Source organism: Kribbella sp. CA-245084, assembly GCF_050942355.1.
Classification (GTDB): domain Bacteria; phylum Actinomycetota; class Actinomycetes; order Propionibacteriales; family Kribbellaceae; genus Kribbella.
Map to the genome: position 1 here is coordinate 3,274,630 of NZ_CP192053.1, position 22,371 is coordinate 3,297,000.

Here is a 22,371-nt window from a genome sequence, read left to right on the forward strand (position 1 = left end):
AATGCGCGAGACCGTCGCGCAGCTTTCCCGGGCGCAGAAGCCGTCCGCCGGTACTCCGGCGTACTCGCGGTTCGTGAATCGGCGGATCGGGCGCGTGTTCGCGGCGGCCGCGTTCCTCGGGCGGCGGACCCCGAACCAGGTCAGCCTGGCTTCGGGTTTCTGTTCGCTGGTGGGAATCGTGCTGGTGGCAACGGTCCGGCCGTCGTTCCTGCTGGCGCTGGTCGTGACGCTGCTGCTCGTGCTCGGCTACGGGCTGGACTCTGCGGACGGGCAGCTGGCCCGGTTGCGCGGCGGCGGCTCGCCGCTGGGCGAGTGGCTCGACCACATGATCGACGCCGTCAAGATCGTGCTGCTGCACAGCGCCGTACTGATCTCGTTCTACCGATTCGATGCCTTTGACAACGAGTTGGTACTGCTCGTCCCGCTCGCCTACGTCTGTATGTCGTCGGTGCTGTTCTTCGGGCTGATCCTGATCGACCAGCTGCGCCGCCGCCACGGCGGAGCGGCGACACCCAACCAGCGCGGCGATTCGGTGATCAAGTCGTTGCTCATCGCACCGACCGACTACGGCGTGCTGTGCCTGGTGTTCCTGGCCTTCGGTACGCCGTCGCTGTTCCTCGTGCTGTACGGCGCTCTGCTCGTGCTGAACCTGCTCTTCCTCGCGGGCGCGGTCGCGAAGTGGTACCGGGAGATGGCGGTCCTGGGGGTGCAGGCCTGATGGCGCTCATCGGGTACGCGCCTGGTGTCTACGACATGTTCCACATCGGGCATCTGAACATCCTGCGTCGCGCCCGCGAGCACTGTGATCACCTGATCGCCGGTGTGGTGGAGGACGACGTGGTGTCGCGGATCAAGGGCCGTCCGCCGGTGGTCCCGCACCAGGAGCGGATGGATGTCATTCGAGCGCTCGACCTCGTCGACGAGGTGGTCAGCGACTGGTCGAGCGACAAGTTCGAGATGTGGAAACAACTGCGCTACGACGTTCTCTTCAAGGGTGATGACTGGAAGGGAACGGAAAAGGGGACGAGACTGGAGAGGCTGCTGGGTGAGGTCGGCGCACAGGTGCACTATTTCCCGTACACCGCCTCCACCTCGAGCACCGATCTGCGCAGGCTTCTGGAGGGGATGAGCTGATGCCTGGCCGGCCGAAGGTACTGCTCAGCGCGTACGCCTGCCGGCCGACCGGCGGGTCCGAGCCCGGCGCGGGATGGGCCTGGGCGAAGGCGGCCGCGCGGGACCACGACGTGTGGCTGCTGACCCGCGGCAAGTTCCTCCACGAGATCGACGCCGAGCTGGCGGTCCGGCCGGTGCCCGGGCTGACCGTCGTACCGCTGGAGATGCCGCGCTGGATCCTCCGGCTGCGGCGCCGGCCTTCGGACGTGTACTGGTACTACCCGTTGTGGCAGGGCCTGGCCCGGCGTACGGCGCGACGCCTGCACGCCGAGCAGTCGTTCGATGTGATCCATCATCTGACCTTCGCCGTGGACTGGATGGGCGCCGGCGTGGTCGAGGAGTCGTCGGCGAAGGTGATCTGGGGACCGGTCGGCGGATCGACCACCGCGCCGCTCGCGATGTCGCACTGGCTCGGTCCGCGCGGCGTCGTCGGAGAGCTGGTACGCCGTGCGTACACCGGACTCCGCCGTCGGCTGACCGGGCGGCGGATGGCGCAGACCGCCGACCTGATGGTTGCCCAGAACAACGATGTGGCGGAGGCGTTCCGGCCGTACGCGAAGGAGATCGTCGTCCAGCCGAATGTGGCGATCCGGCGTTTCACCGCCTCCGGTCCGTACGAGCCGTTCGGTGCCCCCGGCATCAAAACCGCGCTCTTCGTCGGCCGGTTGATCCCGTGGAAGGGCGTACTGCTCGCGATCAGTGCGCTGGCCCGCACCGAGGCGTCCAACTGGGAGCTCCGCATCATCGGCGACGGTCCCGACTGGGGACGCGCCGAGGGGCTGGCGTGGCAGCTCGGGGTGCGCGACCGGGTCGAGTTCATGGGTGCGCTGCCGCGTGAGGACGTGCTGGCGGCGATGTTCCGCGCTGACGCACTCATCGCCCCTGCGCTCCGGGAGGCTGCCGGCTGGGCGGTCACGGAGGCGCTGGCTTCCGGCTGTCCCGTGGTCTGCGTCGATCGCGGCGGGCCGGCTGTCATCGTCGGCCCCGACGAGGGCGTGAGTGTCCCGTGGCAGGGCGACGTGGTCGGCGGGCTGGCCAAGGGTCTGGCGTCGCTCCGCGGCCGGATCACGCCGGTCGATCGCTGGGGCCCGGATCGGCTCCCGGAGATCCTCGCCGAGTGGTACGCACCGGCCCGCGTGTCGCACTGAAAATACTTTCCGGCCCGATGTCGAACGGCGTCGAGCGGGTTCGTAGCGAAGGTGAGAGACCGGCAACGGGCCGATCGACCACCGGAGGACCACCATCATGACGACCAGCACCAAGGACGCCGTGGCCAACCGTTTGACGCGGCAACTGCTGGAACCGATCCATCTCGTCGCCTACATGGCCGACGACGCGATGCACGCACTTCAGGCACTCGGCTACGAGGGCTACTGGCCGGGGTACTTCGCCTCGCGGTCCGCTCCGCTGGGCCGGGTCCCGGCCGAGGTCGTGGATGCGCTCTTCTACAACTTCGCCCCGGGCGAGGTCGCCGCTTGCATTCCGAGCTGCTGGGACGTCGCCACCCCCGAGGCCGCCCTCGCCGCCAACCGGGAGGGCTGTGTCGCGGCGCTCCGCCGCATCCTGGGCGATCTGGCCGACAGCCCTGAGTTCGCCCGGGCCGCCGACCTCGCCATCCGGGCCGCGCTCAGCGCACCGATCGAGGGCCGGATGCTGTACGCCGGGCTGCGGTCGCTTCCCGTCCCGGACGAGCCGGTCGCCAAGCTGTGGCACGCGGCGACGCTGCTGCGCGAACACCGCGGCGACGGCCACACCATCGCACTGGTGGCCGCCGGCATCGACGGCCAGGAGGCTCATGTACTCGCGGCGATCGACGGAGGCCAGACGCCGCGCGAGTACGGCCGGCTAGGCCCGCTCAACGACGAGCAGCTGGCCGCTGTGGTGGACGGTCTGCGCGATCGCGGCCTCGTGAACGAATCGGACAAGTTCACCGATGCGGGGCGTGAGCTCAAGGACCACATCGAGGCGGTCACGGACAGGCTCGCCGCCCCGGCGTACGACTGCCTGGAGCCGCACGAGATCGACGAGCTGATCGCCGACCTCGAGCCGCTGGTCGCCCGGATCGATGCCGTCGGCTACGAGGGCGCGGCTCCCGGGCTCTAGTCCCGGGCGGTCTTGCCGGGCAGCGCGAGCATCCGGTCCAGGGCCAGCTTCGCGTACTTCTCGGTGTCGGCGTCGACCTTGATCGGGTTGACCACATGGCCGGCGACCAGGTTCTCGAGCGCCCAGACGAAGTGCGGCAGATCGATGCGGTTCATCGTCGCGCAGTAGCAGACCGTCTTGTCGAGGAACACGATGTTCTTGTCGGTGTGCTGCTTCGCGAGGCGCTGCACCAGGTTGAGCTCGGTGCCCACGGCCCACGACGTACCGGGCTCGGCGGTCTCGAGGGCCTGGATGATGTACTCCGTCGACCCGACCAGATCGGCCTTCGTGACGACCTCGTGGCGGCACTCCGGGTGGACGATCACGTTCACGCCGGGGACCCGCGAACGGACATCGTCGACGGACTCGGGGGTGAAGCGGCCGTGCACCGAGCAGTGCCCGCGCCACAGGATCATCTTCGCCGCGGCCAGCTGCTCACGGGTCAGCCCACCGCCGGGCTTGTGCGGGTCGTAGACCACGCAGTCGTCGAGGCTCAGGCCCATCTGCTGTACGGCGGTGTTGCGGCCGAGGTGCTGGTCCGGCAGGAAGAGCACCTTCTCGCCCTTCTCGAACGCCCAGCCGAGCGCGGTCTCCGCGTTGCTCGACGTACACACGACGCCGCCGTTGCGACCGCAGAACGCCTTGATGTCCGCGGACGAGTTCATGTAGGTGACGGGCACGGTCACGTCTGCGACACCGGCATCGGCGAGCGCATCCCAGGCTGCCTCGACCTGCTGGATGCGCGCCATGTCGGCCATCGAGCAGCCGGCTGCGAGGTCCGGCAGAATCACGGTCTGGTCGTCGTTGGTGAGGATGTCAGCGGACTCGGCCATGAAGTGCACACCGCAGAACACGATGTACGGCGCGTCCGGCCGGTTGGCGGCGTCCCGCGCGAGCTTGAACGAGTCACCGGTGACGTCCGCGAACTGGATCACCTCGTCGCGCTGGTAGTGGTGCCCGAGCACGAACACCTGGTCACCCAGCGCCGCCTTCGCCTTCAACGCCCGCTCGACCAGATCCGGGTCGGACGCCGGCGGAAGCGCCCCCGGGCACTCGACCCCACGCTCGGAGTGCGGGTCGGTGTTCTGCCCCAGAAACAGCAACGGAAGCGCCTTCGAACCGTTCGCGATCGTCGTCACGTCAGACATCGTGCCACGCCTGCCACCGCGGTCCGCGTGGGGCGCGTCACTGCTCAGAGTGTGAAATCAGTACTCTCCCAGTGTGAAGAGCGCTGACTCGCAGCAGGTGCCGGTCGCGGGTCTGGTACTCGCCGCCGGTGCCGGCCGCCGAATGGGCACCCCGAAGGCGCTCGTCCGCGACCCGGCCGGCGTCCCCTGGGTCGTCCGCGCGGCCCGCATCCTGACAGCCTCCGGCTGCTCCCCGGTCGTAGTAGTCGTCGGGGCTGCCGCAGCCGAGGTCCGCGCTGAGCTGACCACCAAACCGGCCCAAGTGGTCGAGGCAACGAACTGGACGGAAGGCATGGGCGCCTCCCTCCGAGCAGGCCTGACGGCCCTCGGCGATCTCCCCGCATCCGCGTCCGGCGCGGCGCCGCAAGCGGTTGTTGTGGTGCCGGTGGATGTGCCTGGGTTGGCGGTTGAGGTTGTGCGACGGGTTGCTGCTGAGGCGCAGGTGGATGCGTTGGTTCGGGCGGCGTACGGCGGAGTGCCTGGGCATCCGGTGGTGATCGGGCGAGACCACTGGGCCGGGGTGATTGAGATGGCTCGCGGGGATGAAGGGGCTCGTCCGTATTTGCGGCGGAATAGGCCTTTGTTTGTTGAATGTGCGGACCTGGCCGATGGTCGCGACGTCGACACCGTAGAAGACTTGCCGCCGGGGCATCGCTGAGGGTTGGCAGTCACCGCGACTAGGTGAATCCTGAACTGATGAGTGGTGTCGGCTCGGCGGGTGAGCTTGCCCAGCGATTGCGGGCGACCGGATACCTCGCCGGAGAGGGCTTGGCAACGGTCGGCTATCTCGCGCTCGCGCTCCACCGGCCGTTGCTGCTGGAAGGCGAGCCCGGCACCGGCAAGACCTCGCTGGCCGCCGCGATCGCCGAAGCGCTCGACCTCGACCTGATCCGGCTGCAGTGCTACGAGGGCATCGACGCGTCCCAGGCGCTGTACGACTGGGACTTCCCGCGCCAGATCCTGCACCTGCGGACCGTCGAGGCGACCAGCTCCGACGCCGTCGTCGAAGAGGTGGAGAAGAGCCTGTTCGACGAGCGTTTCCTGCTGTCCCGCCCGGTACTGCGTGCGCTCCGCGAGAGCCCCGCCGTACTGCTCGTCGACGAGATCGACCGCGCCGACGACGAGTTCGAGGCGTTCCTGCTCGAGGTGCTGTCGACGTACGAAGTGACGATCCCGGAGCTCGGGACGATCACCGCCGAGGTCCCGCCGATCGTCGTACTCACCTCGAACCGGACCCGCGAGGTGCACGACGCGCTCAAGCGCCGCTGCCTGTACCACTGGATCGACCATCCCGGCCTGGCTCGCGAGGTCGAGATCGTCCGCACCCGGCTGCCAGAGGTCTCAGCCCGGCTCGCGGAGCAGGTTGCCCGGTCGGTGCATCGGATCCGCGAGCTCGACCTGCTCAAACCGCCCGGTGTCGCGGAGACCCTCGACTGGGCCCGGGCCCTCGAAGCGCTCGGCGCCGACGTTCTCGACGTCGAGTCCGCGGCCGCGACCCTCGGTGCCGTGCTCAAGTACCGCGAGGACACCGACCGCGTCCGCGAATCACTCGACCGACTCCTGGCGAGCTGACGATGATGACGGAGCCGACCGAGCCGACGAGCGCAGAGCCGGATCTCGCGTTGGCCGGCTTCGCCTCCGCGCTCCGCCATGCCGGCCTCGCCGTGACCGCCGACCGGGTCCACCTGTTCCTCCGCGCGGTGGCCGCCCTCGACGCGACGATGACCGCCGACGTCTACTGGGCCGGCCGCGCCGCGCTCTGCAGCGGGCCTGACGACACAGCCCGGTACGACGAGGTGTTCGCCGCCTGGTTCTCCGGACAGCGATCGCGCGGCGTCGTCCGCCGTACTCCGCAGGCGTCCGTCCAGGCCGCCCTCGGCGACGACGGCGAGAGGCAGGACGGCAAGCGCACGCTCAATGTCGCGGCCAGTGCGACGGAGGTTCTCCGGCATCGCGATGTCGCCGACCTGTCCGCTACGGATCGCGCCGAACTGGCCCGCCTCTTCGGCGCGCTCCGACCACGAGCCCCGGTACGCCGGGCCACCCGCCGCCGTCCGTCACATCGCGGCGACGTCGACCCGCGGCGAACGCTGCGCGCACAACTCCGGCAGGTCGGCGAACCGGGCCGCGTGCACTACCGCCGCCGCGGCGTCCGGCCCCGACGGGTCGTCGTACTGATCGACGTGTCCGGATCGATGCGCCCGTACGCCGACAGTCTGCTCCGGCTCGCGCACACGATGGTTCAGCAGGCGCCGCGTGCGGTGGAGGTTTTCACGATCGGCACGCGGTTGACGCGCGTCACCACTGCGCTGCGGAGGCGCGACGCGGACTTTGCGTTGCGGTCGGCAGGGGACGTCGTACCGGACTGGTCTGGTGGGACTCGGCTGGGTGAGGTGCTGAAGGTGTTCCTGGACCGTTGGGGTCAGCGCGGTACGGCGCGGCGTGCGGTCGTAGTCGTGTGCAGCGACGGGTGGGAGCGCGGCGACGCGACGTTGCTCGGGGCGCAGATGCAACGGCTGGCCGGTCTCGCGCACCGCGTGGTGTGGCTCAATCCGCACCGGGGCAAGCCGGGGTACGAACCCGTGCAGGCGGGGATCGTCGCCGTACTGCCGCACCTGGACGACCTGGTCGCCGGACACAGCCTGACCAGCTTCGCCGAGCTTCTGGAGGTGGTCGCCGATGCGTGATGTTCTCGACCGATTGCTGAGCTGGTGGAACGCCGGCGAATCGGTTGCCGTCGGCACCGTTGTCGCGACCTTCGAGTCCGCACCGCGGCCGCCCGGCGCGGTGATGCTCGTCGGCCCCGGCCTGGAGGCAGTCGGCAGCGTCTCCGGCGGCTGCGTCGAGGGCGCGGTCTACCAACTCGGCGAGGAGGTCCTCGAGTCAGGCGACCCCGTCCTCCAGCGCTACGGCGTAAGCGACGAGTCAGCCTTCGCCGTAGGCCTGACCTGCGGCGGCATCCTCGACATCTTCGTCGAAAAGATCAACCGCACAACGTTCCCAGAACTGGGCGCAGTAGCCGAGGACATAGCCGCCGGCCGCCCGGTCGCAGTCGCCACGGTGGTCGCGCATCCCGACCCGTCGATGCTCGGCCGCCGCCTCATCGTCCGCCCCGACACTGCCTCCGGCCGGGCGCCCGACACTGCCTCCGGCCGGGCGCCCGACACTGCCTCCGGCCGGGCGCCCGACACTGCCTCCGGCCGGGTGTCCGAGACTGCGTCCGGCCGGGTGTCCGAGACTGCGTCCGGCCGGGTGTCCGAGACTGCCTCCGGCCGGGCGCCCGGCCCGGCCCTCGGGCTATCCCCGCCAGGGGCGGCGCCCCCTTCCCTTCCCCGCCCCGAGCGGAGCGAGGGGCGGGTTGGTTTGAAGGGGAGCTTGGGCTCGGAGCGAGCCGACGACGCTGTGTTGGATGACGCGCGGGGGCTGTTGGCCAACGGGCGGACGGAGACGCTGGAGTACGGGCCGGACGGGCAGCGGCGTGGGGAAGGGATGCGTGTGTTCGTCTCGTCGTATGCGCCGGTGCCGCGTTTGCTGGTGTTTGGCGCGATCGACTTCGCAGCTGCGGTTGCGCGACTCGGTTCGTTCCTCGGGTACCGCGTAACCGTGTGCGATGCGCGTGCCGTCTTCGCGACCGCGTCCCGGTTCCCGTCGGCCGACGAGGTGATCGTGGACTGGCCGCACCGGTATCTGTCGGGGGAGTCCGCGGCGGGCCGCATCGACGATCGGACGGTGATCTGCGTGCTGACGCATGACCCGAAGTTCGACGTACCGCTGCTGGAAGTCGCATTGCGCTTGCCGCAGGTCGCATACATCGGCGCGATGGGTTCGCGGCGGACGCACGACGATCGGCTGAAGCGGTTGCGGGAGGCCGGACTGACCGAGGCGGAGGTAGCGCGGCTGGCCAGTCCGATCGGTCTCGACCTCGGCGCGCGGACACCGGAGGAGACCGCGGTGAGCATCGCGGCCGAGATCATCGCCCAGCGCTGGGGCGGCGCCGGGCAACGACTCTCGGGCGTGGCGGGACCGATTCACCACTGATCGGCCCTTGTGGGCAACATCACACGGGGAGCAGGATCGAACGTACGGCGGTGCTGACATCTGGAGGCGGGGCAATGACCCGGATCACAGTGAAGGTCGACGGAAGCAGTTTCACCGACGAGGTGGAACCGCGCACGCTGCTCGTGCATTACCTGCGCGAGCAGCTGGGAAAGACAGGCACCGTGGTCGGTTGTGACACCGGGAACTGCGGTTCGTGCACGGTCCACCTGGACGGGCGGAGCGTGAAGTCCTGTTCGCTGCTCGCGGTCCAGGTCGACGGGCACGAGGTGACCACGATCGAAGGGCTGTCGAGCAACGGTCAGCTGCACCCGATGCAGCAGGCGTTCCACGAGAACCACGCGCTGCAGTGCGGCTACTGCACGCCCGGCATGATCATGCAGTCGATCGATCTGCTGGCCGATAACCCGGACCCGAGCGAAGACGACGTGCGGCTCGGCATCGAAGGCAATCTCTGCCGCTGCACCGGTTACCAGAACATCGTCAAGGCCGTCCGCGCCGCTGCCGCCGCGGGAGGTGCGCAATGACCACCACCGAGGACCGCCCGGCCACCGAGATCGGCAACCCGCGCCGCCGCAAGGAGGACGCCCGGCTGCTCACCGGCCGGACCCGTTGGACCGACAACATCGTGCTGCCGGGGATGCAGCACATCGCGATGGTGCGCAGCCCGTTCGCGCACGCGCGGATCACCTCGATCGACACCGAGGCGGCGCGCGCGTCGACCGGGGTCGTTGCCGTGATCACCGGTGCGGACATCGCCGACGAGCAAGGAGCGTTGCCGAACGCCTGGGCCGTCGTCTCTGACCAGCAGGCCCCGGTGCATCCGTCGATGGCGGTCGACCACGTCGCCTTCGCCGGCGAGATCGTTGCCATGGTCGTCGCCCGCACGACGACCGAGGCGAACGACGCCGCCGAGCTGGTCGACATCGACTACGAGGAACTCACGCCGGCCCTCGAGCTCCGCGCCGCGGCTCGCGACGAGGTCATCGCCCATCCGGACCTCGGGACGAACGTGTCCGCGGTGTGGGCGTACGACTCGGCCGAGTCCGGCACCGGCGGTGACGTCGAGGCGGCGATCGCGGCCGCTCGCGACGGCGGCATCGTGATCGAGAAGGAGTTCCGGCAGCAGCGGTTGATCCCGGCGTTCATGGAGCCGCGGGCGATCGTCGTCGACCCGACCACCGAACAGATGACGGTGTGGTCGTCGACGCAGGTGCCGCACTTCGTGAAGATCTTCATCGCCCTCGTGCTCGGCATCCCGGAGAACAAGATCCGCGTGATCGCGCCGGATGTCGGCGGCGGGTTCGGCGGCAAGCTCCAGTTCACTCCGGAGGAAGTCCTCACGGTCATCGCGGCCCGCCGTACCGGAAAGCCCTGTAAGTACTGCGAAACCAGGTCCGAGTCGTTGATGGCCGCCCACCACGGGCGGGACCAGTGGCAGCAGGTCACGCTGGCGGCGAATGCCGACGGCACCGTGACCGGGCTCAAGGTCGAGCTGACCGCCGACATGGGCGCGTACCTCGGCCTGGTGACGTCGGCGATCCCGTTGCTGGGAGCCTTTATGTACAACGGGATCTACAAGTTCCCGTCGTACCACCTCGGCATCACGAACGTGTTCACGAACAAGACCTGGACCGACGCGTACCGCGGGGCGGGCCGGCCGGAGGCGACGTACGCGATCGAGCGGGTGATGGACGAGCTCGCCGCCCGCGTCGGCGTCGACCCGCTGGAGATCCGCGAGCGGAACTGGATCAAGCACGAGGAGTTCCCGTTCTCGACGGTGTCCGGGTTGCAGTACGACTCCGGCAACTACGAGGCCGCGACGGCGAAGGCGCGCGACCTCTTCAGGTACGACGACCTGCGCAAGGAGCAGGCGGAGCGCCGCGAGTCCGGCGACCCGGTCCAGCTCGGCATCGGCATCTCGACGTACACCGAGATGTGCGGGCTGGCGCCGTCGCGCTGGCTCGGCTCGATGGGGTACGTCGGCGGCGGCTGGGAGCACGCGGCCGTCCGGATGCTGCCGACCGGGAAGGTCGAGGTGGTCACCGGGACGAGTCCGCACGGGCAGGGCCACGAGACCGCGTGGAGCCAGCTGGTTGCGGATCGCCTCGGCGTCGCGTTCGAGGATGTCGAAGTACTGCACGGTGACACGCAGGTCGCCGTACGCGGCCTGGACACCTACGGCTCGCGCTCGCTGGCCGTCGGCGGGATGGCGGTCCTGGCGGCCGCCGACAAGGTGATCGAGAAGGCGAAGCCGATCGCGGCCCAGCTGCTGGAGGCGAACGCGGACGACCTCGAGTTCTCGGCCGGCCGGTACGGCGTTCGCGGTACCGACGCGGGGATGACGCTGGCGGAGCTGGCGTTCGCGGTCTTCCAGGGACACAAGCTCGACGGGTCCGCGGAAGGGTGTCTCGACGCGGACGCGACGCTCGATCCGGACGACTTCTCGTTCCCGCACGGCACGCATCTGTGCGCGGTCGAGGTTGATACCGAAACAGGATTGTCGACAATCCGATCGTATGTGAGCGTCGACGACGTCGGGGTTGTCGTCAATCCACTCATCGTCGAGGGCCAGGTGCACGGCGGTCTCGCCCAGGGCATCGCGCAGGCGCTCTACGAGGAGGCTGTGCACGACGACGCCGGGACGCTGATCACCGGGTCGTTCGACCAGTATTTGTTGCCAGGGGCACCCGATCTGCCGCGGTTCGAGACGGCGCGGACCGAGACGCCGGCGACGACGAACCAGCTCGGTGTGAAGGGCGTCGGCGAGGCCGGCACGATCGCGTCCACGCCGGCGGTCGTCAATGCGATCGTCGACGCGCTCCGGCCGCTCGGCGTCACGGACGTGACGATGCCGTGTACGCCGTACCGCGTATGGAAGGCGATCCAGGAAGGAGCGCAGTCATGATCCCGGCGCCGTTCGAGTACTTCGCTCCGGCAACGATCGACGAGGCGTTGGGGTTGCTGCGTGAGCACTCCGACGCGAAGGTGCTGGCCGGTGGGCAGAGCCTGATGCCGGCGCTGCGGTTGCGGCTGGCGGCGCCGGACACAATCGTCGACCTCGGCAAGATCGACGAGCTGCGCGGCGTCCGCGACGACGGCGACGTGCTGGTGATCGGCGCGATGACGCCGCACAGCGTCGTACAGTCCTCAGCGGTGGTCAATGAGCATGCCCGGTTGATTTCGTTGGCGACGGCAACGGTCGGGGATCCGCAGATCCGGCATCGCGGCACGTTCGGCGGTTCGCTGGCCCATGCGGATCCGGCCGCCGATCTGCCGGCCGTCGCGGTGGCGCTGGACGCGTCGTTCGTGATCGCCGGCGCGGCCGGTCGTCGTACCGTGTCCGCGGCGGACTTCTTCCAGGGCGTGTTCAGTACGGCGCTCGGCGAGGACGAGCTGCTGATCGAGGTGCGGGTGCCGAAGTACACCGGGTGGGGCGCGCACTACGAGAAGTTCAACCGGGTCGCGCAGGCGTGGTCGATCGTCTCCGTTGCGGCGGCGGTCCGGCTCGACGGCGACTCGATCGCGGAGGCGCGGGTTGCCCTCGGCAACATGGGTTCGACACCGGTCCGGGCGACCGCGGTCGAGGAAGCGCTGGTCGGCCGGCCCGCGACGGCGGACGCTGTACGGGAAGCCGCGGCGCGGGCGGCGGACGGGACGTCACCGGTGACGGATCTCAACGGTGACGCGGACTATCGGCGGCATCTGGCCACGGTGCTCACTCGGCGTGCGGTCCTGGCGGCGGCAGGTACGGCGTGAAGCTCGAGCACACGTTCGTCGTACCGGCTCCGGTCGAGCAGACCTGGGCCGCGTTCAACGATCTCGAACGGGTGGTGCCGTGTTTCCCCGGCGCCACCCTGACGACGTACGACGGGGACGAGTTCACCGGCTCGTGCAAGGTCAAGCTCGGGCCGGTGTCGCTGCAGTACTCCGGCAACGGCACCTTCCTCGAACGTGATGAGGCCGACCATCACGCGGTGATCGAGGCCAAGGGCAAGGACCGGCGCGGCAACGGTACGGCGACAGCCCGCGTCACGGCCCGCCTGGCCGAGGCCGATCCGGGGTCCACCGAGGTCACCGTCGACACCGACCTGACGATCACTGGCCGCCCCGCCCAGTTCGGCCGCGGCCTGATCCAGGACGTGTCGAACAAACTCCTCGACCAGTTCACCACCTGCCTGAAAACCAAGCTCGACACCACTCCAACTGACAACACCCCGCCGCCCCGCGACGCACCTGCGACCCACGACGCTCCTGCGACCGACGACGCTCCACCGGCCAGCACGCCTCCGCCGCCCGACGCTCCACCTCCGCCGGCTTCGTCGGAACCTGTGGAAGTCTCCCTCGACCTGGGCACCACCCTCCTCCCCGTCCTCGCCCGCCGCGCAGCGCCGTACCTGATCGGCGCCGTCCTCGCCCTACTCCTCCGCCGCCTGATCCGCCGCTGACCTGTCGTAGTACACCGCGCCCGCGAACACCGCCGGCAATACGGGCCGATGCCCGGCGATGACCGTCAACTGTGCGGCCTCCTCCGCCGTGAACCACCCGGACTCGCTCACCTCCACCGAGGTCCCGGCCTCGCCACCGACCGCCTCCGCGCGGAACACCACACCGACGATCTGCACCCGGTTGCCGTCCGGGTACACCACGACGACGTCCGGATTCGAGTACACGCCGATCAACCCGGTCACCCGGACGGACAACCCCGTTTCCTCCAGCGTCTCCCGCTCGGCCGCCTCCGCCGGACGTTCGCCCGGCTCAACAGCGCCGCCCGGCATGCACCACTCGTTGTTGTCGGTCCGCTTGGTCAATAGCAGCCGATCGCCATCCATCACCGCCGCTGCAGCGCCGATCCGCAACAGCGCCGTCGCTCCGATTCGGTCGCCGAACTCGTGTCGTGTGTAGCCCGGTACGCGTGGCGTGTCATCGCTCATCTCGTAGTCCCTCCCGGCACAGGTGGTCGGCCGCTCTGGTTGTCTCCGGCAACCGATACCGCGGTGCCAGGTGCAGAACGTGCTCAACGGCGGTCGGCAGGCTCACGCGATGCCCGACCGACACATAGACCGGCTTGACCCCGTCCTGTGTCCGGACCGCAGCGCCAACCACCTCGCCACCGTCGATCAGCTCCGCGGTCGCGCCGCGTTCCCGCCCCAGCTCCACGTGCGTCCCGACGAAGGTGGTCTTGGCGGCGCCGATCGCCGGGATCCCCGTCAGCACGCCGAGATGGCAGGCGAGCCCGAACCGCCGCGGATGTGCGAGCCCCTGCCCGTCACACACCAACAGATCCGGCGTGATCGTGAGCCGCTCGAGCGCGGCGAGTAACGCCGGCACCTCCCGGAACGCGAACAATCCCGGCACATACGGAAACGTCGTCTCCCCACGCACGACCGCGCGCTCCACCTCGCCGAGCGTCTCCCGATCGAGTACGACGACCGCGGCCGCCAACCGATCGCCGTCGTACGCGACGTCCAGCCCCGCCACATACCGCGCTACAGGCCCCACATCCACAACCTCGACCAGCCCGCGCATCTTCTCTTGCACAGCGATCGCCTCGGCTGCGGTGGTCGGCCACGTCGAGCTCATTCGACCGTGGGCGGCCCGCTCGGAGGCCATTCGACGAGCTCTATCCGGTAGCCGTCCGGATCAACCAACCACGACGTCTTCGGACCTTCCGTACCGCCGGGCAGCTCAGGCTCGCCGGGTCGCAGGCCGGCCGCGATCAACCGTTCGAGAGTCTCCGCGAGCGACTCGACCTCGATCGCGAAGTGCTGGAAGCCGCCGACCTCGACCGGGCCGTCGGCGGGACGGTGGACGAGTTCGAGCGACACCGACTTCTCGGCCGGCAGTCGGAGCCACACCAGGCTGGACCCGTCGTCGAACGGCACCGTGCCGAGGTCGACGTACCCGACCGTCCGATAGAAGGCGAGCGAACGGTCCAGATCACTCACGCGCAGCGCGAACAGGACTGTCTTCATGCCATCGCATCCAACTGTCACCGTCTCCACCCGTCAACGGCACTAACGACAGGAGGTGTCGGGCGATCGGGCAGGTTCGCGGTGTGTTCAGGCGGGCGATGTCGCATACGCATATGACTACGTCCTGTCGTTATGTCCGGATCCGCTCGGTGGGCGGGCGGAGGGTGGCGCTGCGGGTGGGAGAGGATGTGGGCATGCGGATTCTGATTGCGCCGGACAAGTTCGCGGGGACGTTGACGGCCGTGGAGGCGGCTGCGGCCATCGAGGAAGGCTGGCGGCGGCGCGACCCCGAGGCTGAGGTGCTGGTTGCGCCCATGGCCGACGGCGGGCCTGGCTTCATCGACGTACTGTCCGCGGTCGTCGACGGGACCCTGCTCTCGGTCACGGTCCGTGGCCCGCTCGGCGACGAGACCCCGGCGACGGTGCTGATGGCAGGCGAGACGGCGTACGTCGAGACCGCGCAGGCGTGCGGCCTGCATCTCGTGGAGCCGAAGGACCGTCGGCCTGAGGACGCGACGACGTACGGCGTCGGGCAACTGATCGCAGCAGCGGTCGACGCCGGAGCGAAGCGGATCATCCTCGGCCTTGGCGGCTCGGGGACGAACGATGCCGGCGCCGGCATGCTCGCTGCTCTGGGAGCGACGGGTGAGTCAGGTCACTTGGACGGTGGAGCTAGCGGCCTTGCTGAGCTGACCGAAGTTGACCTCCAGCCGGCGCGTGACCGTGTTGCGGGCGTCGAGTTCGTCGCGGCCAGTGACGTCGAGAATCCGATGCTTGGGCTGCGGGGCGCGACCAACATCTTCGGCTCGCAGAAGGGTCTTGCGGACGAGCGGAAGCCGGCGGTCGATGGGTGGCTGACGCACTTCGCGGAGCTCGCCGATCGGAAGACGGCTGACAAGAAGGGCGCGGGCGCCGCGGGCGGGCTCGGGTATGCGTTGCTGCTGCTCGGCGCCGAGCGTGTGTCCGGGATCGACCTGGTGGCAGAGCTCACGGGGCTGAAGCAGAAGGCCGCGCGGGTCGACCTGGTGCTGAGTGGCGAGGGCGCGTTCGACTTCCAGTCCCGGGACGGGAAGGTGATCGCCGGCGTCGCGAAGGTCGCGAACGACGCGATGCGGCCCTGCGTCGTACTCGCCGGGAAGGTGCTGATCGGGTCGCGGGAGATGCGTACGATGGGTGTCGAATCGGCGTACGCGCTGGTCGACGTGGTCGGCGAGGAGCAGGCTTTCGCAGACCCGCACGGCTCGCTCGCGACGGTCGCGGAGCGTGTCGCCCGGACCTGGGCGCGCTGATCAGGGATTGACCATTCGATGATGTGGTAGTTGATCCGTGAAATTGGTGTGCGACCATGGGAATGAGCGCGGACCGGCCGGTGTTGGTGCGTGTTGACAAGAGACTTCCGTGCTGACGAGCTGTGTGTCGGCACTTGAGCAGATGACTGGAGTCAGGGATGACTGAAGCGCAGACCGAGCAGGCCGTCGCCACTGGTGTTCTCCTCACCGACGGGGCCGCCGCCAAGGTGAAGGCGCTGCTCGACCAGGAAGGCCGCGACGACCTCGCGCTGCGGGTCGCCGTGCAGCCGGGCGGGTGCTCCGGGCTGCGGTACCAGCTGTTCTTCGACGAGCGTCAGCTCGACGGTGACGTGGTGGCCGACTTCGATGGCGTGAGCGTTGTCACCGACCGGATGAGCGCGCCGTACCTCAAGGGTGCGTCGATCGACTTCGTGGACACGATCGAGAAGCAGGGCTTCACGATCGACAACCCGAACGCGACCGGCTCCTGCGCCTGCGGCGACTCGTTCAACTGATCTACCCCTGAAGCCCCTGGACGCCGAGCGGCGGCCAGGGGCTTCGGCATGTCCGGACTTCGGTATGACATGTACCACCGTGTGAAACCAACGCTTGTTGGGCACTGGCTACCGCGTGTGGGACTACATAACTGAGCGTCATTCACAACTGCTCTACCAGAGCTACCAGCACCTGAGCCTGGTCATCCAATGCGTACTGCTGGCCACCGTGATCGCGGTCGGCCTGGCAGTCGTCGTGCATCGCAATCCACGGATCGCGTCGCTGGCCGGCGCGATCAGCGCGGTCGGCCTGACCATCCCGTCGTTCGCGCTGCTCGGCCTGATGATCCCGCTGGCCGGCATCGGCACCGCCACCTCCGTGATCGCGGTCACCTTCTACGCCTGCCTGCCGATCCTGCGGAACGCCGTCGTCGGGCTGTCCGGCGTCGACGCGACGCTGATCGAATCGGCGCGCGGGATGGGCATGGGTGCGATCCGGACGCTGCTGCGGATCGAGCTGCCGCTGGCCTGGCCGGTGATCCTGGCCGGCGTCCGGGTCTCGGCCCAGATGTCGATGGGTATCGCGGCCATCGCGGCGTACGTGCTCGGTCCCGGCCTGGGCAGCTTCATCTTCACCGGGCTGACCCAGATCGGTGGCAAGAACGCTCTGAACTCCGCGCTGGTCGGCACGATCGGCGTTGTCCTGCTCGCTCTGATCCTGGACGCCATGCTGCTGCTCGTCGGCCGCCTGACCACCTCGAGGGGTATCCGTGCCTGAAACCGAACCTGCCATCAGCGGCGTCGACATCGAGCTGACCGACGTCGTGAAGCGGTACCCGGGCCAGCGCAAACCCGCCGTCGAGGGCCTGTCCCTGCACATCCCGGCCGGCGAGATCGTGATGTTCGTCGGCCCGTCCGGCTGCGGCAAGACCACCTCGCTGAAGATGATCAACCGGCTGATCGAGCCGACCTCCGGCAGCATCCGGATCGGCGGCGAGGACATCGGCAAGCAGGACGACGACGATCTGCGCCGCCGGATCGGGTACGTGATCCAGGGCGGCAGCCTGTTCCCACACATGACCGTCACCCAGAACATCGCGCTGGTCCCGGGCCTGCTCGGCTGGGACAGAGCCCGTACGGCGGAACGCGTCGGCGAGCTGCTCGAGCTCGTCGGCCTCGACCCCGACCGGTACCGCAACCGCTACCCGCGCGAGTTGTCCGGCGGTCAGCAGCAACGCGTCGGTGTGGCCCGCGGGCTCGCGGCCGACCCGCCGGTGATCCTGATGGACGAGCCGTTCGGCGCGGTCGACCCGATCACCCGGCAGCGGTTGCAGGACGAACTGCTCAGCATCCAGGAGGAGTTGCGGAAGACGATCGTCTGCGTGACGCACGACTTCGACGAGGCCGTGAAGCTCGGCGACCGGATCCTGATCCTCACCGAGGGCGCGAAGATCGCGCAGTACGACACCCCCGAAGCGATCCTCGCGAACCCGGCCGACCGGTTCGTCGCGGACTTCGTCGGCGCGGGCGCGGCACTCAAGCAGCTCACGTTGAGCCGGGTCAGCGAGATCGAGTTGGGTCAGCCGACGGTCGCGGAGATCGGCGACCTGGCGCCCGACGTACTGCGGGCGGCCACGGAGGCGGGCGACGAGTCGGTCGTCGTACTCGATCGACGGCGACGGCCGGTGGACTGGATGTGGACGACCGACCTGTCCGACGTCGACCGGGTGCCGGCGCCGCACGAGGACACCGACATGGTCACCATCGACCGGCGCGCGACGCTCAACGACGCGCTCGACACGATGTTGATGTCGAGCCACGGCAGCGCGGTCGTCACCGGCCGCCGGGACGAGTACCTGGGCGTCGTCGACTTCCAGACGGTGCTGGCCCGGATCCAGGACGGCAACGGTTCCGCGGAGCCGGAGGAGGTCGCGCGGTGACAGTGACCGAAGAGCATCCGCCGCCCCAGGAAAACCTGGCTGATGCGAAGGCTGCGGCCGCGGGCCTCGCGGCTACTCGGGCCCGTCGCCCGTCGTGGGGGCTGCTGATCGGGCAGCCGTTGTTCGTCGCGATCGTGGTCGGGGTATGGGCGATCTGGCGGTCGCGGGCCGAGCTCGATTCGATCGAGCAACGACAGCTCGACTGGAAGCTGGTCGGCCAGTTGACGCTCGAACACCTCGAGCTCACGGCTGTCGCCACGATCATCGTGCTGCTGATCGCCGTACCGCTCGGCATCGCGCTGACCCGGCCTCGGTCTCGCCGCTTGGCACCGCTGGTCGTCGCTGTGGCGAACGCCGGTCAGGCGGCGCCGGTGATCGGGCTGATCGTGCTGCTGGCGATCTGGCTCGGTTTCGGTTTCTGGACCGCGATCCTCGCGCTGTGCCTGTACGCGATTCTGCCGGTACTGCGGAACACGATCGTCGGCCTGCAAGGTGTCGACGCGACGCTGGTCGAGGCCGGTCGGGGGATGGGGATGTCGACCGTCGCCGTGCTCGGCCGGATCGAGCTGCCGCTCGCCGTACCGGTCATCATGGCCGGCATCCGTACGGCGCTGGTCCTGGTTGTCGGCACTGCAACTCTCGCGACGTTCATCGACGCCGGGGGATTGGGGAGTCTGATCACGACCGGCATCCGGCTGCTCAGGTATCCGGTGCTGATCAGCGGCGCCGTACTCGTTGCTGCGTTGGCGTTGCTGATCGACTGGGCGGGCCGAGTGCTCGAAGAGGTCACTCGGCCGAGGGGGCTCGGATGAAGCGGCTTGTTGCGGCTGTGTCCGCCTTGCTTCTGGTTTTGTCCGGCTGCGGGCTCGGCACCAGCGGAGGTTTCGTGCCGACCGGTGCGCTGCAAGGTCAGCTGCGGTCGGTGAAGAGTCTGGACGGGCTGACGATCGCGATCGGGTCGAAGAACTTCCAGGAGCAGCTGATCCTGGGCAAGATCGCGGCGATCTTGATGCAGTCGGCGGGCGCGCATGTGCAGGACCTGACCAACATGCCGGGCAGCGACACGTCCCGGCAGGCGATGATCGGCGGCCAGATCCAGATGGCCTGGGAGTACACCGGTACCGCGTGGATCTCGTACCTCGGTCACGACACCGGCATCCCCGACAAGCAGAAGCAGTACGACGCAGTGCGCAAGGAGGATGCGGAGAAGTACGGGCTGATCTGGCTGAAGCCGGCGCCGATGAACAACAGCTACGGTTTCGCGGTGACCCGCAAGGAGTCCGAGCGGCTGCATCTGACCAGGCTGTCCCAGATCGGTTCGCTGCCGGTGAAGGAGCGGACGTTCTGTGTCGAGTCCGAGTTCGCGAATCGGAACGACGGGTTCGAGCCGATGCTCAAGCATTACGGGGTTCCGTTGGGCTCGGCCGTGCCGCGGAACAACGTGCGGACGCTGGACACGGGCGCTGTCTACGCCGCGACGAGTCATGGGGACTGCTTGTTCGGCGAGATCTACACGACTGATGGGCGGATCAAGTCGCTCGATCTGGTGGTGTTGCAGGACGACAAGAAGTACTTCCCGGCGTACAACGTGGCGCCGGTGATCAGTCAGAAGGTTCTGGACGAGTACCCGCAGCTGCGGGACCTGCTGCAGCCGGTGTCGGACAAGCTGACCGACCCAGTGCTGATCGACCTCAACGCACAGGTCGACGTCGACGGACGTGAGCCCGCCGACGTCGCCATGGATTGGTTGGTGAAGGAGGGTTTTGTCAGCCGTGACTGACCTCTCCTTCGCGCGCCCGCTTCGGGAGTAGGAAGGTGACGGCGAGGCTGACCAGGAACAGGCCGATCGCGACCAGGACGGATGTCTTGGTGGCGCCGAGGAAGGCGTGCTCCGGGAGCAGTTGGAAGAACACGGTGCCGATCACGGCGACGCCGATTGCCCCGCCGTACTGCTGCATGGCGGTCAGTACGCCGGACGCCGAACCGGCGGCCTGGTCGTCGATCGAGGCCAGGATGATGTCGAACAGCGGAGCGAACACCAGGCCGGCGCCGATCCCGGTGGCGAGCGTCGCCGGTACCAGATTCCAGATCGTTGTCGCATCGCCGTAGGTGTGGAGCGTGAACCAGACGCCGGCCATCGCCACGGTCATCACCGCGACGCCGAGCTGCAGCGCCTTGCGGCCGAGCTTCGGGGCGAGCAGGCCGCCGGACAGCGGGGCGCCGATCGCGATGCCGAGCGAGAACGGCACCATCGCGAGGCCTGCCTTCAGCGGGCTGTAGTGCAGTCCGAGCTGGGTGAACAGGTTGAACACGAGCATGAAGCCGTTCATCGCGAGGAAGAACGTGGTGATCACGCCGAGGCCGGCGACGTACCCGCGGTTGCGGAACAGCGACGGGTCGATGACCGGGTTGCCGGATCGGCGCTCGCGCCAGCCGAACAGCGCAAAGACGACAATCGAACTGGCCAACATTAGGATTGTCCACAATGGCCAGCCGAGCTCGCGTCCCTGGACGAGCGGGTAGATCAGCAGACCTGAGGCGAGGCTGACCAGCAGGACTCCGGCGATGTCGAGGCGGGAGGCGCCGGGCGTCTTCACCTCGGGCATGAACTTCAGCGCGCCGACGAGGGCTGCGATACCGATCGGCACGTTGATGAAGAAGATGGTCCGCCAGCCGGCGTCGAACCAGTTCGCGTCGATGAGCACACCGGCGATGATCGGGCCGGCGACTGCCGACAATCCCATCACCGGACCGAACATCGCGAACGCCTTGCCGAGCTCGTCGGACGGGAAGATCGACTTCAGGATCGCGAAGCCCTGCGGGATCATCACCGCGCCGAGCAGACCCTGCGCGACCCGGCTGCCGATCAACAGCTCGGGGCTGGTTGCGAATCCGCAGACCGCGGAAGCGACGGTGAACCCGAGGGCGCCGATCACGAACATCCGCCGGCGGCCGACCAGGTCGCCGAGCCGGCCGAAGGTGATCAGCCCGATGGCGAAGGCGAGCGTGTAGCCGGCCAACATCCACTGCATGGCGGACTCGGAGCCGCCGAGGTCGGCGCGGATCGAGGGGGCGGCGATGTTGACGATCGTCGCGTCGACCAGGTCCATGATCTCGGCGATCAGGATCGTCGCGAGCACGATCCAGCGCCAGCGGTACGGCGTACTCGAGGTGGTGGCGGCTGTGGCTGTGCCGCCTGTGCCGTGTGTGCCGTCTGTGGTGGCTGTGGCGTCAGGCGGATTGTCTACAACTGTCGTGGTGCTCATCGTGGGCCCCTCAGGATTTCGAACGGTGTTCGTTGACGAACACTGTTCTACTACCGAACGGTGTTCGCGTCAAGTACAGTGTTCGTATGACCCAACCCCCGTGGCAGCCGATCACCCCCGCGAAGCCCACCCGGACGCCGAAGGAGCCGCTCAACCGGGAGCGGATCGTCGACGCCGCGATGCGGGTGCTCGTGGAGTCGGGGTACGACGCGGTCTCGATGCGGAAGGTCGCCCAGGCGCTCGGCACCGGACCGGCGTCGCTCTACGCGCATGTCGCGAACAAGCGCGAGCTGGATCAGCTCCTGGTCGAGCGCGCCGCCGCGCAGATGAGGTTCGACGAGCCGGTGGATCCGGCCCGCTGGCAGGAGCAGCTCAAGGCGATGATGCGCGAGATGCTGCGCGCGATGCGGGCCAATCCGGGCGTGGCTCGGGCCGCGATCGGCGCCGTACCGCTGGGGGAGCGGGCGTTGATGAGCACCGAGCGGATGCTGACGTTGTTGAAGGCGGGCAACCTCCCGGACCAGGCGGCGGCCTGGGCGGTCGACCTGATTCCGCTCTACGTGACGGCGGTCGCGTTCGAGGAGACGGTGCAGAGCGCGACGGACTGGACGCCCGAGGATGTCGAGCGATTCGTCAGCGGGCTCAGGTCATACTTCGAGTCGCTGCCGGCCGACCGCTTCCCGCTGACCTTGGCGCTGTCGGGCGCGCTGACGTCCGGCGCCGCTGGTGACGAGCGGTTCGAATTCGGCATCGCGGTCATCGTTGCCGGTCTGGCGTCACTCGCCGAGAAGAACTGATCAACTGCGAGTCACCGCTTGTGGTTCACGAATGCACATGGTTAACCTTCGG

At 68.6% G+C, this 22,371-nt stretch carries 24 protein-coding genes; 19 read left to right on the forward strand and 5 right to left on the reverse strand.

The window, feature by feature from the left end; genetic code table 11:
* Window position 1: 1 nt before the first annotated feature.
* The 4 genes from ACQPYH_RS15760 (at window position 2) to ACQPYH_RS15775 (ending at window position 3,276) form a co-directional block, all read left to right on the forward strand.
* Complete coding sequence (locus ACQPYH_RS15760) at window positions 2–718, forward strand: CDP-alcohol phosphatidyltransferase family protein (protein ID WP_432891941.1); 717 nt, start codon at window positions 2–4, stop codon at window positions 716–718.
* Complete coding sequence (locus ACQPYH_RS15765; RefSeq protein WP_432891944.1) at window positions 718–1,134, forward strand: adenylyltransferase/cytidyltransferase family protein; 417 nt, start codon at window positions 718–720, stop codon at window positions 1,132–1,134. Before ACQPYH_RS15760 ends, ACQPYH_RS15765 begins: the two co-directional genes overlap by 1 nt.
* Window positions 1,134–2,321: a glycosyltransferase gene (locus ACQPYH_RS15770; protein ID WP_432891946.1), complete on the forward strand. Its 1,188-nt coding sequence runs from the start codon at window positions 1,134–1,136 to the stop codon at window positions 2,319–2,321. Before ACQPYH_RS15765 ends, ACQPYH_RS15770 begins: the two co-directional genes overlap by 1 nt.
* Before the next feature lie 97 nt (window positions 2,322–2,418).
* Window positions 2,419–3,276: an SCO6745 family protein gene (locus tag ACQPYH_RS15775; protein ID WP_432891949.1), complete on the forward strand. Its 858-nt coding sequence runs from the start codon at window positions 2,419–2,421 to the stop codon at window positions 3,274–3,276.
* Here the strand turns inward: ACQPYH_RS15775 and nadA are convergent.
* Window positions 3,273–4,463, reverse strand: coding sequence for a quinolinate synthase NadA (gene nadA, locus ACQPYH_RS15780; RefSeq protein ID WP_206751455.1), 1,191 nt, complete (start codon window positions 4,461–4,463; stop codon window positions 3,273–3,275). The genes ACQPYH_RS15775 and nadA overlap by 4 nt on opposite strands.
* Before the next feature lie 73 nt (window positions 4,464–4,536).
* Between nadA and ACQPYH_RS15785 the strand changes: the two genes are divergently transcribed.
* The 8 genes from ACQPYH_RS15785 (at window position 4,537) to ACQPYH_RS15820 (ending at window position 13,006) form a co-directional block, all read left to right on the forward strand.
* Window positions 4,537–5,160: a nucleotidyltransferase family protein gene (locus ACQPYH_RS15785; protein WP_432891952.1), complete on the forward strand. Its 624-nt coding sequence runs from the start codon at window positions 4,537–4,539 to the stop codon at window positions 5,158–5,160.
* A 38-nt stretch (window positions 5,161–5,198) separates the two neighbouring features.
* The gene (locus tag ACQPYH_RS15790; RefSeq protein ID WP_432891955.1) at window positions 5,199–6,074 is read left to right on the forward strand and encodes an AAA family ATPase; all 876 of its coding nucleotides are present in this window, start codon (window positions 5,199–5,201) and stop codon (window positions 6,072–6,074) included.
* A 5-nt stretch (window positions 6,075–6,079) separates the two neighbouring features.
* Complete coding sequence (locus tag ACQPYH_RS15795; RefSeq protein WP_432891958.1) at window positions 6,080–7,189, forward strand: vWA domain-containing protein; 1,110 nt, start codon at window positions 6,080–6,082, stop codon at window positions 7,187–7,189.
* Window positions 7,182–8,540 carry an XdhC family protein gene (locus tag ACQPYH_RS15800; protein WP_432891961.1) on the forward strand — a complete coding sequence of 453 codons (1,359 nt, stop codon included), beginning with the start codon at window positions 7,182–7,184 and terminating at the stop codon, window positions 8,538–8,540. The genes ACQPYH_RS15795 and ACQPYH_RS15800 overlap by 8 nt, the downstream gene beginning before the upstream one ends.
* Before the next feature lie 74 nt (window positions 8,541–8,614).
* On the forward strand, window positions 8,615–9,085 hold the full coding sequence (locus tag ACQPYH_RS15805) for a (2Fe-2S)-binding protein (RefSeq protein ID WP_432891963.1): 471 nt from the start codon (window positions 8,615–8,617) through the stop codon (window positions 9,083–9,085).
* Window positions 9,082–11,466, forward strand: a complete 2,385-nt coding sequence (locus ACQPYH_RS15810; RefSeq protein WP_432891966.1) for a xanthine dehydrogenase family protein molybdopterin-binding subunit — start codon at window positions 9,082–9,084, stop codon at window positions 11,464–11,466. The genes ACQPYH_RS15805 and ACQPYH_RS15810 overlap by 4 nt, the downstream gene beginning before the upstream one ends.
* Window positions 11,463–12,317 carry an FAD binding domain-containing protein gene (locus ACQPYH_RS15815; RefSeq protein ID WP_432891969.1) on the forward strand — a complete coding sequence of 285 codons (855 nt, stop codon included), beginning with the start codon at window positions 11,463–11,465 and terminating at the stop codon, window positions 12,315–12,317. The genes ACQPYH_RS15810 and ACQPYH_RS15815 overlap by 4 nt, the downstream gene beginning before the upstream one ends.
* On the forward strand, window positions 12,314–13,006 hold the full coding sequence (locus ACQPYH_RS15820) for an SRPBCC family protein (RefSeq protein WP_432891971.1): 693 nt from the start codon (window positions 12,314–12,316) through the stop codon (window positions 13,004–13,006). Before ACQPYH_RS15815 ends, ACQPYH_RS15820 begins: the two co-directional genes overlap by 4 nt.
* Here ACQPYH_RS15820 and ACQPYH_RS15825 read toward each other — a convergent pair.
* Genes ACQPYH_RS15825 through ACQPYH_RS15835 form a run of 3 tightly spaced genes read right to left on the reverse strand, consistent with a single transcriptional unit; the run spans window position 12,977 to window position 14,533 of the window.
* Window positions 12,977–13,492, reverse strand: a complete 516-nt coding sequence (locus ACQPYH_RS15825; protein ID WP_432891974.1) for an NUDIX domain-containing protein — start codon at window positions 13,490–13,492, stop codon at window positions 12,977–12,979. The genes ACQPYH_RS15820 and ACQPYH_RS15825 overlap by 30 nt on opposite strands.
* Window positions 13,482–14,141 (reverse strand): deoxyribonuclease V, encoded by a 660-nt coding sequence (gene nfi, locus ACQPYH_RS15830; RefSeq protein ID WP_432891977.1) that lies wholly within the window; start codon window positions 14,139–14,141, stop codon window positions 13,482–13,484. The genes ACQPYH_RS15825 and nfi overlap by 11 nt, the downstream gene beginning before the upstream one ends.
* Entirely contained in the window at window positions 14,138–14,533 is a 396-nt protein-coding gene (locus tag ACQPYH_RS15835) for a VOC family protein (RefSeq protein WP_432891980.1), read from the reverse strand. The genes nfi and ACQPYH_RS15835 overlap by 4 nt, the downstream gene beginning before the upstream one ends.
* A gap of 194 nt (window positions 14,534–14,727) precedes the next feature.
* Here ACQPYH_RS15835 and ACQPYH_RS15840 point away from each other — a divergent pair, with 194 nt between their 5' ends.
* From ACQPYH_RS15840 to ACQPYH_RS15865, 6 genes are all read left to right on the forward strand, one after another.
* Complete coding sequence (locus tag ACQPYH_RS15840; protein WP_432891983.1) at window positions 14,728–15,822, forward strand: glycerate kinase family protein; 1,095 nt, start codon at window positions 14,728–14,730, stop codon at window positions 15,820–15,822.
* A gap of 158 nt (window positions 15,823–15,980) precedes the next feature.
* Window positions 15,981–16,337: an iron-sulfur cluster insertion protein ErpA gene (erpA, locus tag ACQPYH_RS15845; protein WP_184833982.1), complete on the forward strand. Its 357-nt coding sequence runs from the start codon at window positions 15,981–15,983 to the stop codon at window positions 16,335–16,337.
* Window positions 16,338–16,434: 97 nt separating this feature from the next.
* Window positions 16,435–17,094 (forward strand): ABC transporter permease, encoded by a 660-nt coding sequence (locus tag ACQPYH_RS15850; RefSeq protein WP_432891987.1) that lies wholly within the window; start codon window positions 16,435–16,437, stop codon window positions 17,092–17,094.
* Window positions 17,087–18,256, forward strand: coding sequence for an ABC transporter ATP-binding protein (locus tag ACQPYH_RS15855; protein WP_432891990.1), 1,170 nt, complete (start codon window positions 17,087–17,089; stop codon window positions 18,254–18,256). Before ACQPYH_RS15850 ends, ACQPYH_RS15855 begins: the two co-directional genes overlap by 8 nt.
* Window positions 18,253–19,068, forward strand: a complete 816-nt coding sequence (locus ACQPYH_RS15860; RefSeq protein ID WP_432891993.1) for an ABC transporter permease — start codon at window positions 18,253–18,255, stop codon at window positions 19,066–19,068. The genes ACQPYH_RS15855 and ACQPYH_RS15860 overlap by 4 nt, the downstream gene beginning before the upstream one ends.
* The gene (locus tag ACQPYH_RS15865) at window positions 19,065–20,036 is read left to right on the forward strand and encodes a glycine betaine ABC transporter substrate-binding protein (RefSeq protein ID WP_432891996.1); all 972 of its coding nucleotides are present in this window, start codon (window positions 19,065–19,067) and stop codon (window positions 20,034–20,036) included. The genes ACQPYH_RS15860 and ACQPYH_RS15865 overlap by 4 nt, the downstream gene beginning before the upstream one ends.
* Here the strand turns inward: ACQPYH_RS15865 and ACQPYH_RS15870 are convergent.
* Window positions 20,023–21,522 carry an MFS transporter gene (locus tag ACQPYH_RS15870; RefSeq protein WP_432891999.1) on the reverse strand — a complete coding sequence of 500 codons (1,500 nt, stop codon included), beginning with the start codon at window positions 21,520–21,522 and terminating at the stop codon, window positions 20,023–20,025. The two genes, ACQPYH_RS15865 and ACQPYH_RS15870, sit on opposite strands and share 14 nt — an antisense overlap.
* Before the next feature lie 86 nt (window positions 21,523–21,608).
* Here ACQPYH_RS15870 and ACQPYH_RS15875 point away from each other — a divergent pair, with 86 nt between their 5' ends.
* Window positions 21,609–22,319 carry a TetR/AcrR family transcriptional regulator gene (locus ACQPYH_RS15875; protein WP_432892002.1) on the forward strand — a complete coding sequence of 237 codons (711 nt, stop codon included), beginning with the start codon at window positions 21,609–21,611 and terminating at the stop codon, window positions 22,317–22,319.
* Window positions 22,320–22,371: the final 52 nt, after the last annotated feature.